The following is a 16542-nucleotide window of genomic DNA, read 5'->3' as shown; positions in this document are numbered from 1 at the left end:
TGCCCGCTCCGGCTCTGCGCACTGTCGAAACGCTTCGACACCACGCCCCCGCGAGAGAGCGCTCCCTGCACCACCTCCGCAGCACCACCGCACCGTTCGAAGGAGAACCACCGCAATGTCGCTCCGATCCCGCTCCGCCTTCCACCGCCCGACCGCCGGTCTCAGCCGGCGCAACCTCCTCGCCGGCGGAGTCGGCCTCAGCGCGATGTTCGCGCTGGCCGCCTGCTCCGGTGGCGGCTCCGACGCCGGCTCCGACGCGCTCTCGACCACGGTCGACGGCGCCGGCCGCACCCTCACGCTCTGGGACTTCGAGACGCCCGACAGCGACCGCGGCATCGCGTGGCTCGCCGCCCGCGACATCTTCACCCAGGAGACGGGGGCCGAGATCGCGTACGAGTTCAAGGCCTTCGAGCAGCTGCGCACCGGCGCCAGCCAGATCTTCAACTCCAACTCGGCACCCGACGTCGTCGAGTACAACAAGGGCAACGCGACCAGCGGACTCCTCTCGAGCCAGGGCCTGCTCACCAACCTCGACGAGGCGGTCGCGTTCTACGGCTGGGACTCGCTGATCCCCGGCGCGCTCCAGACCACCGCGAAGTACGACGAGAACGGGATCATGGGCTCCGGCTCCTGGTACGGCATCCCCAACTACGGCGAGTTCACCTTCGTCTACTACAACAAGGACGCCTTCGCCGCGAACGGCCTCGAGGTCCCCACCACCTACGAGGAGTTCACGGCCGTCCTCGACGCCTTCGTGGCCAAGGGGATCACCCCGCTGGCCGAGGCCGGCGCCGAGTACCCGCTGCAGCAGCTCTTCTACCAGCTAGCGCTGCTGAAGGCCGACCGCTCCTGGATCACCGACTACCAGACCTACACGGGCGAGGTCGACTTCGAGGACGCGGCCTGGAGCTACGCGGCCGACCAGCTGAAGACCTACGTCGACAAGGGCTACTTCTCGGCCGACGCCTCCGGGCTGAAGGCGGAGGACGCGGGCACGGCGTTCATCTCGGGCGAGTACCCGATCTTCTTCTCGGGCTCCTGGTGGTTCGGCCGCTTCAAGACCGAGATCACCGCATTCGAGTGGGACACGTTCCTCTTCCCGGGCGCCGAGTTCACGATGGGCTCCGCCGGCAACCACTGGGTGATCCCGGAGACGGCGACGAACAAGGACCTCGCCTACAAGTGGATCGACATCACGATGCGACCCGAGATCCAGAACCTCATCGGCAACAACGGAGGCATCCCGCTGGTCGTCGACGAGAGCGCCATCACGGACGAGAAGAGCAAGGCGCTGCTTGCGCAGTGGAAGACGGTCGTCGACGGCGACCAGCTCTCCTTCTACCCCGACTGGCCCACCGCGACCTTCTACGACGACCTGGTCGCCGCCACGCAGGAGCTCATCAACGGCTCCTCCGACGAGTCCGCCATGCTCTCCGACCTCCAGGCCAAGTACGACGACGGAGTCGCCGACATCACGTGACGCGGAAGCGTCACGTGATGTCGGCCACGGCGGCCGGCCCCGCGCCTGCAGGCGCGGAACGGCCGTGGAAGACCTGAGGACGTGACGGCGACCCCTCGAGGGGGTCGCACGAACACCGCCGAGCCTCCCCCCCCCGCTGGATGCCGCTCCGGTACACGACACGCCGTCGCCTCCGTACCGGAGCGGCATCCCGCGGCAGCACACCCACGACCCCGTCCGACCTAGGAGTACCCATGACGACGACAGCACCTCGTCGCGCGGAGAGCGCGCCGCCTCCCACGACGCCGCCCCGCGAGAAGCGCTCCGGCGGCTACTGGCTCTACCTGATCCCCGGGTTCGTGCTCTTCACGTTCATCGTGCTGATCCCGCTGATCTGGAACGTCTACATCAGCTTCACGTCCTGGCGCGGCATCAAGCCGCCGATCTTCATCGGCCTCGACAACTGGATCGAGCTGATGGGCGACGACCAGTTCTGGACCTCGTTCCTCAACTCGGTCTACATGATCATCGCGATGGTGATCGTCCCCACGATCCTCGGACTCCTGCTCGCGGCGATCCTCTTCGATCTCGTCGGCAAGAAGTTCGGCGGGCGCCTGGCGAGCTTCCTCCGCGCCACCTACTACCTTCCGCAGATCCTGCCGACCGTCATCGCCGCGATCGTCATCGGCTGGATCCTCCGCCCCGACAACGGCGCGCTGAACTCGATCCTCGAGGCCGTCGGGCTCGGCTCCCTCTCGCACGACTGGCTCGGCAAGCCGGACACCGCGATGCTCTCGATCATGGTCGTGATGATCTGGGTGCAGCTGGGCTACCCGGTCGTCATCTTCATGGCGGCACTGCAGCGCGTGGACCCCGAGCTCTACGAGGCGGCGGAGCTCGACGGGGCGAACTGGTTCCAGCGCTTCCGCTGGATCACGGTCTCGATCATCCGGCCCGAGATCTTCGTGGTCACCCTCACCTGCACCATCGCCGCGCTGAAGGTCTTCGGCCCGATCTACGCCCTGACCCGCGGCGGCCCCGGCGACTCCACGATCGTCCCCTCCTACTACTCGTACACCGAGTTCTTCCAGAAGCAGCAGGTGGGCTACGGCGCCACCATCGCGACCGCGCTCACGATCGTCATCGTGATCCTCGCCGTGCTGTTCATCCGCGCCCAGGAGCGCGTCGAGCGCAGCGAAGGAGCCCGCTGATGTCGGCCATCGAGACCCTGCCCCTCACCCAGGCCGGCACGCAGGACGCGGACCTCCCGTCCTCCCGTCCCGCCAAGCCCGCGAAGGGCACGACGAAGCGCACCCTCGGCGACTGGGTGATCCTCGCCGTCGCCGTGGTGATCGGGCTCGTGATCATCAGCCCGGTGCTGCTGATCCTGCTCAACTCCTTCAAGACCCCCGCGGAGTACTCGGCGAACGGCCCGCTCGCCTTCCCGACCGGCCTCTCCTTCGACGGCCTCTCGACCTTCTGGAGCCGCGTCGACTTCCCCGAGAAGCTCGGCAACTCGATCCTCATCTCGGGGTCGGTCGCGATCCTCGCCGTCGCCCTCTCGGTGCTGAACGCCTACGCGATCGGCATCGGCCGGGTCCGCGGCCGGAGCTGGATCATCGTCCTGTTCCTGCTGGCGAACATGCTCCCGCAGGAGGCCCTGCTCTACCCGCTGTACTACATGTTCAAAGCGGTCGGGATCTACGACACCCAGCTGTCGGTCATCGTCATCTTCACCGTCATCCAGTCGGCGTTCGGCACCTATCTGCTCTCGAGCGTCTACGGCACCTTCCCGAAGGAGATCCTCGAGGCCGCGGCTCTCGACGGCGCCTCGAAGTGGCAGGTCCTCACCCGGGTGATCGTCCCGATCTCGCGGCCCACCCTCTCGGTGCTGATGATCTTCTTCTTCATCTGGACCTGGAACGAGTTCCTCATCCCGCTGGTCTTCCTGGTGAGCGACGCGACGCAGACCGTCCCGATCGCGATCTCGAGCCTCCAGGGCGACAAGATCATGGACGTCACCACGACCAGCGCGAGCGCTCTCCTGGGCCTTCTCCCGACGCTGATCTTCTTCCTGATCTTCCAGCGCACCCTCACCCGCGGCATCACCGCCGGCGCGGTCAAGTAGCCCTCTCTCCCTCCGTCGGCGCCTCCCTCGCGGGATCCGCCGGCGCGCCATCGAAAGGCACCCCCATGAAGTTCACCGACGGGTTCTGGCAGACGCGGGCCGGATTCACGCCCCTGTTCGCGCAGGAGGCGTACGACCTCCGCACCGATGGCACCTCGCTCGAGGTGATCGCGCCGACCCGGGTCATCCAGGGCCGCGGCGACGTCCTCAACCGGCCGGCGCTCACGGTCACGGTGTCCTCGCCGGCCGAGGGGGTCGCGCGGGTGCGGATCGAGCACTGGCGCGGGACGGCGGTGCGGCCCGGCTTCGAGCTGGCCGGGGGCGACGTCGGAGCGGCGGAGGTGACGGAGTACGGCGGCGTGCTGCGCACCGGCGACCTCGAGGTCCGGATCAGGCAGGGCGCTCCGTGGTCGCTGGAGTTCTGGGACACCTCGACCGGCACGCGCCTCACCGGCTCCGGGCACAAGGCGCAGGGCTACCTGACCGGACCGGACGGAGCCGCCTACCTGCACGAGCAGCTCGACCTCGGCGTCGGCGAGCTGGTCTACGGGCTCGGCGAGCGCTTCGGCCCCTTCGTGAAGAACGGCCAGACCGTGGATGTGTGGAACGCCGACGGCGGCACCTCCTCGGAGCAGGCCTACAAGAACGTCCCGTTCTACCTCTCCAGCCGCGGCTACGGCGTGCTCGTGAACGATCCCGGCCTCGTGTCGTTCGAGATCGGCTCCGAGGCGGTCGAGCGCGTGCAGTTCTCGGTCGGCGGCGAGGCGCTGGAGTACCTGGTGATCCAGGGCCCGACGAAGAAGGACGTGCTGCGGCGCTACACCGGTCTCGCGGGCCGCCCCTCCGTCGTGCCCGCCTGGAGCTACGGGCTCTGGCTGACGACCAGCTTCACCACGAGCTACGACGAGGAGACGGTGAACTCCTTCATCGACGGCTTCGCGGAGCGGGAGCTGCCGCTGTCGGCGTTCCACTTCGACTGCTTCTGGATGCGCGAGTTCCAGTGGACCGACCTCGAGTGGGACCCGCGCACCTTCCCGGACCCCGAGGGGATCCTCGCCCGCCTGCACGAGCGCGGGCTGCACACCTGCGTCTGGATCAATCCGTACATCGCGCAGGCGTCGCCGCTGTTCGCCGAGGGGCGCGAGAAGGGCTACCTGCTCAGAACGGCCTCCGGCGACGTCTGGCAGTGGGACATGTGGGTCGCCGGCATGGCGCTGATCGACTTCACGAATCCGGAGGCGACCTCCTGGTTCCAGGAGAAGCTCCGCGTCCTCGTGCGCCAGGGCGTCGACTCCTTCAAGACCGACTTCGGCGAGCGGATCCCGTCGGAGGGCGTCGTCTGGGCCGACGGGACCGACCCCGAGGCCATGCACAACTGGTACACCCAGCTCTACAACCGCGCGGTGCACGAGGTGCTCGAGCAGGAGCTCGGCGAGGGCCGCGCGGTCCTCTTCGCCCGCAGCGCCACGGTCGGCGGGCAGTCGCTGCCGGTGCACTGGGGCGGGGACAACACCTCCTCCTACGTGTCGATGGCCGAGACCCTGCGCGGAGGCCTCTCGCTCGCGCTGGGCGGGTTCGGCTTCTGGGCGCACGACATCGGCGGCTTCGAGGGCACGCCCGATCCCGGAGTGTTCAAGCGCTGGCTCGCGTTCGGCCTGCTCTCCTCGCATTCTCGGCTGCACGGATCCTCCTCGGTGCGCGTGCCGTGGGCGTTCGACGAGGAGGCCGTGGAGGTCACCCGGCTCTTCACCCGGCTGAAGCTCTCGCTGATGCCCTACCTCTTCGCGGCGGGGGCGGAGGCGGCGAGCACCGGCGTCCCGATCATGCGGCCGATGGCGCTCGAGTTCGAGGACGACCGCAGCGCCGCCCACCTCGACACGCAGTACCTGCTCGGGCACGACCTGCTCGTCGCTCCGGTGTTCACCGAGGACGGCACGGTCGAGTTCTACCTCCCGCGCGGGACGTGGACGAGCTGGTGGACGGGCGAGCGGATCGTCTCGACGGGGGAGTGGCGACGCGAGGTCCACGGCTTCGACTCGCTGCCGCTGTACGTGCGCGAGGGCGCGGTGATCCCGGTGGGGGCCCGCCAGGACTCGGCCGAGTACGACTACCTCGACGGGCTCGAGCTGAGGGTGTTCCCGGGGCCGGACGGAGCGACGCCGGTCCGGGTCGTCGCGCACGACACGGGGGAGGAGACGGCGTTCACCGTGACGCGCTCCGGCGGCGACGTCTCGGTCGACGGCCCGGCCGGCACCTGGACCTGGACCCGCGCCGGAGACTGAGTCGCGCGCCGTCAGCTGAGAAGGGGGTCCCTCGCTCCAGGGCGGAGGGACCCCCGTCTCAACTGACGTTGGGGGCGGCGGGCGCCGTCCGACCCGCCGATAGGCTGGCATCGGCCAGCAGAGGAGACCGCGGATGCCCGACCACGCGACGCGCGGCAACAACCTCGACCGCGTCAGGCGGCACAACCTCTCGGCGATCCTCCGCCTCGTGCACCGCGGCGGCCCCCGCTCCCGCTCCCAGCTGACCCGCCTGACCGGCCTCAACCGCTCCACGATCGCGGCACTGGTCGGCGAGCTGGTGGAGCTCGGCATCGTGCGCGAGCGCGAGCCCGCCACGCCGAACCAGGTCGGCCGGCCGAGCCCCGTCGTCGAGGCCGATCCCGGAGTCGTCGCGCTCGCCGTGAACCCCGAGATCGACGCCGTCACGGTCGCCGTGGTCGGGGTCGACGCCGTCGTCCGCCGCCGCATCCGCCGCTCCGCCTCCGTCCCCACCGCCGAGGCCGCCGCCCGTCTGGCGGCCGAGGCGGTCGCCGAGCTGCTCGCCGAGCTGCCCGAGGAGACGCGGACCGTCGGCATCGGTGTCGCCGTGCCCGGCCTCGTCCGCGACGCCGACGGCCTCGTCCGGGTCGGCCCGCACCTCGGCTGGGACGACGAGCCCTTCTCCCGCATGCTCGCGGACGCGACCGGACTGCCCGTCCTCTCGGCGAACGACGCCAACCTCGGTGCGCTCGCCGAGAGCGTCCTCGGCGCCGGCCGCGACGTCTCGCACCTCGTCTACCTCAACGGCGGCGCGAGCGGAGTGGGCGCCGGCGTCATCGTCGGCGGCGCGCCTCTGCACGGCATCGACGGCTACGCGGGGGAGATCGGCCACACCCTCGTCAACAGCGCGGGCATCGACTGCCACTGCGGCGCCGTCGGCTGCCTCGAGACCGAGGTCGGCCGCGCCGAGCTGCTCACCGTGCTCGGCCTCGACGAGAGCGAGCGGCTGGAGGAGGCGCTCGCCGCCTCCGAGGACCCGGCCGTCCGCGCCGAGGTCGAGCGCCAGCTCGGGCACCTCGCGGTCGCCCTGCGCAACGTGATCAACGTGTTCAACCCGCAGCTCGTGGTGCTGGGCGGCTTCCTCGGGGCGCTGATCGGAGTCGCGCCGGGGTTCCTGGAGGAGCGCCTGGGCCGCGGCGGCCCCTTCCGGGTCGCACTCGACTCCGTGCGCATCGTGCGGACCGAGCTCGGCGCCGATCTGCTCATGCTGGGCGCCGCCGAGCTCGCCTTCGAGCGCCTGCTCGCCGACCCGCTCGGCACTCCGCTCCACCCGGTCTGACCCGACGGCGGTCCGAGGGGTGGCGCCCCTGTCCGACACGTGATCGAATTGATTCGACCGAGCGGCGTGGAGCCGACGAGGTCCGCTCCCGCGCCGAGGACGACACCGGCCGCACCCCTCCCTCCCACCCCGCTGCGCCCTGCGCAGGAAGGCACTCCGTGTCCACTCCCGCCTCGACTCCGACCGCCTCCCTCCCGGTGCACCGCCACCCGGGCGACTCCCTGACGGCCCGCCAGCGCCTCGTCTACGTGATCGTCCTCGGCTCGCTGACCGCCCTCGGGCCGTTCACGATCGACCTCTACCTGCCGGCGTTCCCCGCGCTGCAGAGCGAGCTGAACGTGTCGGAGGCGGCGGTCCAGCTGACCCTCACCGGCACGACCCTCGGCTTCGCACTCGGCCAGCTGGTCGTGGGCCCCTGGAGCGACGCGGTCGGCCGGCGCCTGCCGATCCTCTTGGCCACCTCTCTGCACGTGCTGGCCTGCGTCGGCGCGGCGCTCGCCCCCGAGATCGTCACCCTCGGCGTCTTCCGCTTCCTGATGGGAGCCGGCGCGGCGGCGGGCGGCGTGGTCGCGATGGCGATGGTCCGCGACCTCTTCGGCGGACGCCCGCTGGTGCGGATGCTGTCCCGGCTCGCCCTGGTGTCGGGCCTCGCGCCCGTGCTCGCGCCGGTCATCGGCTCGCAGCTGCTGCTGATCATGGACTGGCGCGGGATCTTCGTCTTCCTCGCCGCCTACGGCGTGCTGGTCGTCGCGGCCGTCGGCCTGCTCGTCGTCGAGACCCGGCCCCGCGCCGCCCGACACGAGCGCGAGCACCGCTCGCTCGTGCAGCGCTACCGGGCCGTCCTCAGCGACCGCGTGTTCCTCGGAGTGGCGGTGATCGGGGGCATGACCTTCGCCGGCCTGTTCACCTACCTCTCCAGCTCCTCGTTCCTGTTCCAGGGCCTCTACGGATTCGACGCGCAGCAGTACGGACTGCTCTTCGCCGTGAACTCGCTCGGCGTCGTCCTCGGCGTGCAGGCGTCCTCCTACCTCAGCCGGAGGATCGGGCCGCAGTGGATCCTCGCGATCACGACGCTGACGCTGTTCACCTCCGCCGGCCTGATCGCCCTCTTCGACGTGCTCGGGCTGGGGCTCTGGGGCACGCTCGTCCCGCTGTGGTTCTTCATCGCGTCCTGCGGCTTCAGCTTCCCGTGCGTGCAGGTCCTCGGCCTGGTCAACCACGGCCGGGAGGCGGGGACGGCCGCGTCGCTGCTCGGAGCGGTCAACTTCGGCACCGCCGGACTGCTGTCGCCGATCTCAGGGGTCTTCGGCGCCGGCTCGGCCGTGCCGATGGCCCTGGTGATGATGGCGACGGCGACCGTGTCGATCCTGGCGCTCTGGCTGATCGTCCGGCCGAGGAGCGTCCCGGCGCTGCAGGACTGAGCGCTCGGCTCCGGGTCCCGGCGGTCCGGCACGCCCCGCTCCTGCAGCTCCTCCCGGGTGTTCGGGCCCTCGCTGGATCCGCTCCCGAGCGCCGCTGCTACAGTCCCCTCCCATGTCCTCCCGCGACTCCTCCGCCCTGCTCGCCGAGCTCTCCGACCCCGACCGCGACGTCCGCCTCCGCGCGGCGATGACCCTGGGCGAGCTCGCCGAGCCCGCCACCGCCGAGCCCCTCGCCGCGCACCTGTGGGAGGAGCCCGACTTCTTCGTCCGCGACGTGCTCACCTGGTCGCTCGGCCGCCTCGGCTCCGCCGCCGTCCCCGTCGCCCGCGAGGCGCTCGGCCGCGAGCCCCGGGTGCGCACGCAGGCGCTGCACGTGCTCAGCAAGATCCTCGACCCGGCGACGCTCGACGACATCGCCCCGCTGGCCGCCGACTCCGAGCCCGCCGTCGCCGCGAAGGCCCGCTTCGCGCTGGGCCGCCTCGGCGACGAGCGCGCCCTGCCGGTCCTGCTCGGCCTGCTCGGCGACGACGACGCGGAGGCGCAGAACGTGCTCACCGACGTCCTCGCCTCCTTCGGCGCCGCGGCCGTCCCCGGTCTGGAGCAGGCTCTCCGCGAGGGGTCCGCGCCGGTCCGGCGTCACGCCGCCGCCGCGCTCGGCTACCTGGGCGACGACGCGCGTCCTGCCGTCGACGCGCTGGACGGGGCCGCCGGCAGCGACGACTCCGCGCTCGCGGTCTCGGCCGTGATGGCGCTCGGCTCGATCACCGGTCCCGACGCGGCCGCCGCCCTCGAGCGGGCCTCCGCCTCGGACGACTCCCGCGTGAGCGCCGTCGCCGCGCGGCTCCTCGCGCGCTCCTCCGAGCCGACCCGGCTCGACGCCCTCCGCGCCGCCCGCCTGGCCCGCGCGGCCGGCTGAGGCGCGCCGCGAACCCCCGCGGGGGAAGGCCGGGGATCCGCAAGGCCGCTCGAACCCTGTCATGAACCCCGCCGCGCGGACGCCGGTCTTCCGATCGGTCGGCCGCGCCGCCCCGCAACCCCCAGCGGGGGAACGCCGGGTGACGGCATCATGTCCGGATGGATCACCGCGACGACCGCCTGTCGACCGAGCCCGGAATCGCGCGCCCCGACGCCGTCCAGCGTGCGCGGATGCGCGAGCAGGTGCCGTCCGACGACGTCGCCGCCCGGCTGCTGACGAAGGAGGCGGCCCACCGGGTCTCCCGCCGCTGGCCGCTGATCTCCGCGTCGCTCGCGATCCTGCTCACGGTGCTGCTCGCCGTGCTGATCGCCTTCCGCCCCACCTCGGCCTTCCGTTTCGACGTGGAGTGGATGGACGAGATCGTCGAGCACCGCTCGCCGGTCTGGGACATCCCGGCCCTCGTCATGAACACGGTCGGAGCGGGGCTCGTCGGCACGACGCTCATCCCGCTCGGCATCGTCGCCGTGCTGCTGGTGTTCCGCAGGCGGTGGGCGGCGCTCTACTACGCGATCGCCGCGCTGGTCAGCGTGGGCGCCACTCAGCTCGTCAAGGAGCTGGTGGGACGCGCCCGCCCGGCCGACATGCTCGTCACCAGCGACTACGGCTCCTTCCCGTCCGGCCACACCGCCAACGCGGCGACGACGGCGATGGTGCTGGCCCTGGTGTTCCCGCTGCTGTGGGTCTGGATCGCGGGCTTCCTCTACACCGTGGCGATGATGGCGAGCCGCACCTACCTCGGCGCCCACTGGCTGAGCGACACCGTCGGCGGCCTGCTGCTCGGGATCGGCGTGGCGCTCGTGGTCTGGGCTCCGCTCGCCGGCCGCCTGCGCACCGAGGCCGAGCTCCCGCACCCGCCGATCTGGATCCGCCGCACCACCTGACCGACGCAGCGCTCCCCGCGAGGGCTTCGAGCCCCTGAGGATCGGCGCTCGAGGAGCGCGGAGGCTCGCCGATCAGGCGAAGGCGGCGAGGGAGTCGAGCTCGTTGAAGGTGTAGACGTGCAGGCCCGCGAGGCGGTCGCCCGCCGCCGCTTCCAGGCGCGCGACGAACGCGGACGGGTCGAAGCGGCGTCCGCGGAGGAGCCCGCCGGCCACCGAGGTGCTCCGCTTCAGGAAGCCGAGCGAGGAGCCCACTCCGATCCGCGCGCCCAGCGTCAGCAGCCGCGAGCGCTCGACCGGCCCCGGCACCCCCGCCCACAGATCGGCCGTGATCCCCGTCTCGCGGAGCCGGTCGGCGTAGCGGACCACCGCGTCGACGTCGAAGCACATCTGCGTGACGATCGAGCGGATGAACGGAGCGCGCTCGCGCAGGTGCCGTTCGATGCTCTCGTCGGAGAGGTGCGGGTGGCCCTCGGGGTAGCCTGCGATGTCCAGGGCCAGCCCGGGTGAGATCTCGCGGGCGTCGCGGATGAGCTCGAGGCTCGTGGAGTAGGTGCCGGCCGCCGAGGACGCGTCGCCCGAGATCACGAACGCCTCGTCGATCCCCGCCTCGCCCATCCGCCCGAGGACCCGCTCGAGTGCGGCGCGGCCCTCGACGTTCCGCGCCGCCAGGTGGGGCACCACGCGGAACCCGCGCCCGGCCAGCGCGACCGCGCAGTCCACGGTCCGCTCGGTCCCGTGCTTCGGCAGGCTCGTCACGGTCAGCGTCACCGCGGAGGGGTCCGGGAACGCCCGCGCGGCGCGCTCGCCGATGTCGTCGGCCGGGATGATCTCGAAGCGCGCGCGGGTCATCGGCCCAGCCTGCCACGCGGAGCCGGAGCGGTGCGGGTGGTGGCCGCGGCCGCACGAGTGTCGGAGGGGCGCCCTAGCCTGGAGCCGATCGCCGCCCGGTGGTCGCGGAAGGAGTCGCGTGTACCTGGAGTCCGGCCGCGTGGTCACGAGCCCCACCGACCTGTCGAACTGGGCGGCCTGCGAGTGGGCGGTCCTCCGCCGGTTCGACGCCCTGCTGGGCCGCGCCCCGCGCCTCGAGGCCGAGAGGGACGGGATGCTCGAGCGCACCGCGGTGCTCGGCGACGAGCACGAGCACCGCTTCCTCGCCGAGCTGAAGCGCACGCACGAGGTGCTCGAGTTCGAGCGCCCCGAGCCCGCCGGCTACCCCGCGGCGGCCGAGGCGGCCGTCGAGGCGATGCGCGCCGGGGTCGACGTGCTCTACCAGGCCACCTTCTTCGACGGCGAGTTCCTGGGCTTCTCGGACTTCCTCCTCCGCACCGCCGACGGCGCCTACGAGGTCTACGACACCAAGCTCGCCCGGCACGCGAAGATCCCGGCGCTGCTGCAGCTCGCCGCCTACGCCGAGCAGATGCAGGCGCGCGGCATCCGCGTGGGGGAGCAGGTGCACCTCGTGCTCGGCGACGGCTCCGTCACCAGCCACGAGCTGGCCGTCGTCGCCCCGGTCCAGCGGGTGCAGCGCGCACGGCTCCGCGCCGTGCTCGCCGAGCGCCTCGCCGCCGACGAGCCGCTGGCGTGGGGCGATCATCGCTACCCCTCCTGCGGACGCTGCTCGGTCTGCGCGCCCGAGGTCCAGGCGCACCGCGATCCGATCCTCGTCGCCGGGATGCGGCTCGACCAGCGGGCGAAGCTCACGGCGGCCGGCGTCCTCACCCTCGACGCCCTCGCCGAGCACGACGGCCCCGTCCCCGGCCTGGGCGCGGGCACGCTCGAGGGCCTGCGCGCCCAGGCGCGGCTGCAGCTGCGGTCGGAGTCCTCGCCGGTGCCGGCCGTCGAGGTGATCGACGCCTCCGTGCTCGCCGGGCTGCCTGCCCCCGACCCGGGGGACCTCTTCTTCGACTTCGAGGGCGACCCGCTCCACACCGAGGACAACCGCGAGTGGGGCCTCGACTACCTCTTCGGCATGGTCGACGACCAGGAGCGCTTCACCGCGCTCTGGGCGCACGACCTCGCGGCCGAGCGCCGGGCGCTCCTCGACTTCCTCGCGCTCCTGCGGGCGCGCCGGGCCGAGCACCCCCGGATGCACGTCTACCACTACGCCTCCTACGAGCGCAGCCACCTGCTCTCGCTCGCGCTCCGCCACGGGGTCGGCGAGGAGGAGGTCGACGCGCTCCTGCGCGACGGCGTCCTGGTCGACCTGTACCCGGTGGTGCGGCGGGCGCTCCGCGTGGGCTCGCGCAGCTACTCGCTCAAGAAGCTGGAGCCGCTCTACATGGGCGAGGAGGAGCGGGACGCGTCCGGCGTCACGAACGCCGCCGACAGCATCGAGATGTACGTGGAGGCGCGCGCCGCACAGAGGGCCGATCCTGTCGAGGGGCAGCGCGGGCTCGACCTCGTCGCCGAGTACAACGCCTACGACTGCCGCTCCACGCTCCGCCTGCGCGACTGGCTCCAGGAGCTCGCTCCGCCGCGCGAGGAGCTGCCGCCGCTGCTCGAGGTCGAGATCCCCGTGCCCCGCGAGCCGCACCCGGTCGCGGTCGCCCTGCTGGCGCAGGTCGAGGGGATCGAGCCGCGCGAGCGCACGGCCGACCAGACCGCGCTCGCCCTCGCCGGCGCGGCGATCGACTACCACCGCCGCGAGGCCAAGACCTTCTGGCAGGAGCACTTCGACCGCCTCCGGCAGCCGCTGGACGAGTGGGCGGACACCCGCGACGTCGTGATGATCGACCGGGTCGAGGTCGTCCGCGACTGGGCGAAGCTCCCGCGCGCCCGCACGCAGTCGCGCGAGCTGCGGATCCTCGGCCGGCTCGCTCCCGGCAGTCGGCTCGGCACCGGCTCATCGCCGTACCTGGTCTACGAGGCCCCGGCGCCCCCTGGTGCGCCCTCGCCCGGTCCCGGTCTGCGCGGCGCCTCCGAGCGCTCCGAGATCCTCGCGGTCGACGACGACGGGGAGCGGATCGTCCTGCTCCTCAAGGAGGGCCTGAAGGCGGGGGAGGATCCGCACGACGACGCTCCGGTCGCCCTCGCCCCCGCGCCGCCGCCGCGCGCCGCGCCCCAGCCCGAGGCGATCGCGGAGTGGGGCGGCGAGGTCCTCGACGCGCTGCCCGCGATGCTGGCCGACCCGGCGCTCGACGTCCTCCGCCGCGTGCCGCCGGGAGCCGTCGCTCCGGTGCAGGGCGACGACGTGATCGGCGCGGTCGTCACCACTCTGCTCGGACTCGACCGGGCGACCCTCGCGGTGCAGGGTCCGCCCGGCACCGGGAAGACCTACGTCGGCTCCCACGTGATCGCACGGCTGGTGAACGAGCACGGCTGGCGCATCGGCGTGGTCGGCCAATCGCACTCGGTGGTCGAGAACGTGCTGAGCGCCGTCGTCGGCCGCGGCGTCGATCCCTCCCGCGTGGCGAAGGTGCCCAAGAACGGCACATCGCCCGAGGCGCTCGAGGCGGCGCCCTGGGCGCCGGTGAAGAACGCGGCGGCACTCACCGCGGTCCTCGAGGAGGGCGGCGGCTGCGTCATCGGCGGCACCGCCTGGACCTTCGCGAACCCGGTCACCGTGCCGCGCCGCTCGCTCGACCTCCTGGTGGTCGACGAGGCCGGGCAGTTCTCGCTCGCCCCGACGATCGCGTCGGCCGTCTCCGCCCAGCGGCTGCTCCTGCTCGGCGATCCGCAGCAGCTGCCCCAGGTGAGCCAGGGCGCGCACCCGGAGCCGGTCGACGAGTCGGCGCTCGGCTGGCTCGCCGACGGGCACGACGTCCTCCCGCCCGAGTACGGCTACTTCCTCGCGCAGACCCACCGGATGCACCCGGCGCTCTCCGACGCCGTCTCCGAGCTGTCCTACGAGGGCGCGCTGCGGTCGCGGGCGCCGCAGGTGCGCCACCTGGAGGGGGTCGAGCCGGGCGTGCACTCCGTCCCGGTCGAGCACGCGGGCGACACCACCTCCTCGCCGGACGAGGCGAGGCGCGTCGTCGAGATCGCCCTCTCCCTCGTCGGCCGCGCCTGGACCGACGAGCACGGCGAGCGGACGCTGACCGCGGCCGACGTCATCGTCGTCGCGCCCTACAACGCCCAGGGCGGGCTCCTCCGCACCGCCCTCGACGCCGCGGGCCTCGAGGAGACGCCGGTCGGCACTGTCGACCTCTTCCAGGGCAGGGAGGCGGTGGTCGCCATCGTGTCGCTCGCCGCGTCCTCCGGGGCCGACGTCCCGCGCGGAATGGAGTTCCTCCTCCTGCCTAACCGCCTGAACGTCGCGGTCTCGCGCGCGAAGTGGGCGGCGTACCTGGTGCACTCGCCGGCGCTCGCCGCCTCGCTCCCGACCTCGCTGACCGGCCTCGGGCACCTCTCCGGCTTCCTCCGCCTGCTCGAGCAGGGGGAGCGGGCCGCCCTGTGACGGATCCGGTGGCCTAAAGGCGCGCTCCGCTCCGATTCCGTCGGTGCTCGGCATGGTGGACGACGCGATCCGTCGCTACGGTGTCCCCATGAGAATCCTCCTGGTCGGCGCCGGCGGCGTCGGCGACGCCTTCGCGAAGATCGCCGCGCGCCGCTCCTTCTTCGAGCAGATCATCGTCTGCGACTACGACCTCGCTCGCGCCGAGCGCACGGTCGCCTGGATCGCGGAGCGGCACGGTGCCGACGACCGCTTCGTCGCCGCGCGGATCGACGCCTCCGACGCCGAGAACGTCGAGACCGTCGCCCGCGCGCACGGGGCGACCCACGTGATGAACGCCGTCGAGCCGCGCTTCGTCCCGACGATCTTCGCCGGAGCGCTCGCCGCCGAGGCCGACTACCTCGACATGGCGATGAGCCTCTCGCTCCCGCACCCCGAGCAGCCCCACGAGCTGACGGGGCTCAAGCTCGGCGACGAGCAGTTCGCCGCGGCGGAGGAGTGGTCCTCCCGCGGCCGCCTCGCCCTGGTGGGCATGGGCGTGGAGCCGGGACTCTCCGACGTCTTCGCCCGCTACGCCTCCGACCACCTCTTCGACGAGATCGACGAGCTCGGAGTGCGCGACGGCGCGAACCTCGTCGTGCACGACGCGGACGGCCGCGAGATCTTCGCTCCGTCCTTCTCCATCTGGACCACGATCGAGGAGTGCCTGAACCCGCCGGTGGTGTTCGAGCGCGACCGCGGCTGGTACACCACCGCCCCCTTCTCGGAGCCGGAGGTGTTCGAGTTCCCCGAGGGCATCGGCCCGGTCGAGTGCGTGAATGTCGAGCACGAGGAGGTGCTGCTGATGCCGCGCTGGCTCGACGCGAAGAAGGTCACCTTCAAGTACGGCCTCGGCGAGCAGTTCATCGGCGTCCTGCGCACCCTCCACCTCCTCGGCCTCGACAGCACCGAGCCTCTGCGGGTCCGCTCGGCCGGCGGTCCCGTCGAGGTCTCGCCGCGCGACGTCGTCGCCGCCGCCCTGCCCGACCCCGCCGGCATCGGCCCGCGGATGACCGGCAGGACCTGCGCCGGCCTCTTCGTCTCCGGCACGAAGGACGGCGCCCACCGCGAGGTGTACCTCTACCACGTGAGCGACAACGAGTGGACGATGGCCGAGTACGGCACCCAGTGCGTGGTCTGGCAGACGGCGCTGAACCCGGTGGTCGCGCTCGAGCTCCTCGCGACCGGCGTGTGGACCGGCGCCGGAGTGCTCGGGCCGGAGGCGTTCAGCGCCGACCCGTTCCTCGAGCTGATGGCCCGCCCCGAGGCCGACGGCGGGTACGGACAGTCCTGGCACGTCCGCGAGGACTGATCGGCGCCGCCGACCTAGGCTGAGCCCATGAGTGACGACGACGGGCTCGCCTCGGCGAGGGACGAGGCGCGCGCAGCCCTGGAGGCCGCCCGCCGACTGCAGGCGGAGGCCGCCGAGGCCCTGGCGCGAGCGGAGGCGGCGGCCGCGGCGCTGAACGCGGCGGCCGGCCCGGAGGAGGCGGAGGCCGTCGCGGACGACGTGCGGCTGGTGGCGGCGTCGGGGAGCGGAGCGGAGCAGTCCGCTGCTCCCGTTGCTCCGGACGCCGTCGCTCCGGACGCCGTCGATTCCGGTCCGATCGTTCCGGATGCAGATGCTCCGCCCACCCCCTCGGCG

Annotated in this window: 11 protein-coding genes and 1 pseudogene; 11 read left to right on the top strand and 1 reads right to left on the bottom strand. The window is 72.3% G+C overall.

Going from position 1 to position 16542, the window contains the following annotated elements; all coding sequences use genetic code 11:
* The first annotated feature begins 115 nt into the window (after positions 1 to 115).
* The 8 genes from C5D09_RS15080 (at position 116) to C5D09_RS15045 (ending at position 10465) form a co-directional block, all read left to right on the top strand.
* A complete protein-coding gene (locus C5D09_RS15080) occupies positions 116 to 1480 on the top strand; it encodes an ABC transporter substrate-binding protein (RefSeq protein WP_258067020.1) in 1365 nt (454 codons plus the stop codon).
* Positions 1481 to 1713: 233 nt separating this feature from the next.
* Positions 1714 to 2670 carry a carbohydrate ABC transporter permease gene (locus C5D09_RS15075; protein ID WP_104224874.1) on the top strand — a complete coding sequence of 319 codons (957 nt, stop codon included), beginning with the start codon at positions 1714 to 1716 and terminating at the stop codon, positions 2668 to 2670.
* A complete protein-coding gene (locus tag C5D09_RS15070; RefSeq protein ID WP_104269664.1) occupies positions 2670 to 3587 on the top strand; it encodes a carbohydrate ABC transporter permease in 918 nt (305 codons plus the stop codon). Before C5D09_RS15075 ends, C5D09_RS15070 begins: the two co-directional genes overlap by 1 nt.
* Positions 3588 to 3652: 65 nt before the next feature.
* Positions 3653 to 5869, top strand: a complete 2217-nt coding sequence (gene yicI / locus C5D09_RS15065) for an alpha-xylosidase (RefSeq protein ID WP_104269663.1) — start codon at positions 3653 to 3655, stop codon at positions 5867 to 5869.
* A gap of 133 nt (positions 5870 to 6002) precedes the next feature.
* Positions 6003 to 7187, top strand: coding sequence for an ROK family transcriptional regulator (locus tag C5D09_RS15060; protein WP_104227455.1), 1185 nt, complete (start codon positions 6003 to 6005; stop codon positions 7185 to 7187).
* 158 nt (positions 7188 to 7345) lie between these two features.
* Positions 7346 to 8608: a multidrug effflux MFS transporter gene (locus C5D09_RS15055; protein WP_104269662.1), complete on the top strand. Its 1263-nt coding sequence runs from the start codon at positions 7346 to 7348 to the stop codon at positions 8606 to 8608.
* A gap of 112 nt (positions 8609 to 8720) precedes the next feature.
* Positions 8721 to 9524 (top strand): HEAT repeat domain-containing protein, encoded by an 804-nt coding sequence (locus C5D09_RS15050; RefSeq protein ID WP_104234526.1) that lies wholly within the window; start codon positions 8721 to 8723, stop codon positions 9522 to 9524.
* A gap of 158 nt (positions 9525 to 9682) precedes the next feature.
* On the top strand, positions 9683 to 10465 hold the full coding sequence (locus tag C5D09_RS15045) for a phosphatase PAP2 family protein (RefSeq protein ID WP_244229597.1): 783 nt from the start codon (positions 9683 to 9685) through the stop codon (positions 10463 to 10465).
* 72 nt (positions 10466 to 10537) lie between these two features.
* On the opposite strand, the gene C5D09_RS15040 is transcribed toward C5D09_RS15045, so the two are convergent.
* Entirely contained in the window at positions 10538 to 11314 is a 777-nt protein-coding gene (locus C5D09_RS15040) for a methylenetetrahydrofolate reductase (protein WP_104269661.1), read from the bottom strand.
* 118 nt (positions 11315 to 11432) lie between these two features.
* Here C5D09_RS15040 and C5D09_RS15035 point away from each other — a divergent pair, with 118 nt between their 5' ends.
* The 3 genes and pseudogenes from C5D09_RS15035 to C5D09_RS17615 all read left to right on the top strand — a co-directional run.
* A complete protein-coding gene (locus C5D09_RS15035; protein WP_104269660.1) occupies positions 11433 to 14861 on the top strand; it encodes a bifunctional RecB family nuclease/DEAD/DEAH box helicase in 3429 nt (1142 codons plus the stop codon).
* Between the two features lie 88 nt (positions 14862 to 14949).
* Positions 14950 to 16209: a saccharopine dehydrogenase family protein gene (locus C5D09_RS15030; protein ID WP_104234533.1), complete on the top strand. Its 1260-nt coding sequence runs from the start codon at positions 14950 to 14952 to the stop codon at positions 16207 to 16209.
* Between the two features lie 27 nt (positions 16210 to 16236).
* Positions 16237 to 16542, top strand: a pseudogene (locus C5D09_RS17615) (hypothetical protein); the annotation flags it as partial.

This window comes from Rathayibacter sp. AY1C9 (assembly GCF_002932315.1).
In the GTDB taxonomy this organism is placed as follows: Bacteria; Actinomycetota; Actinomycetes; order Actinomycetales; family Microbacteriaceae; genus Rathayibacter.
This window is presented reverse-complemented; position numbering and strand designations above follow the sequence as displayed.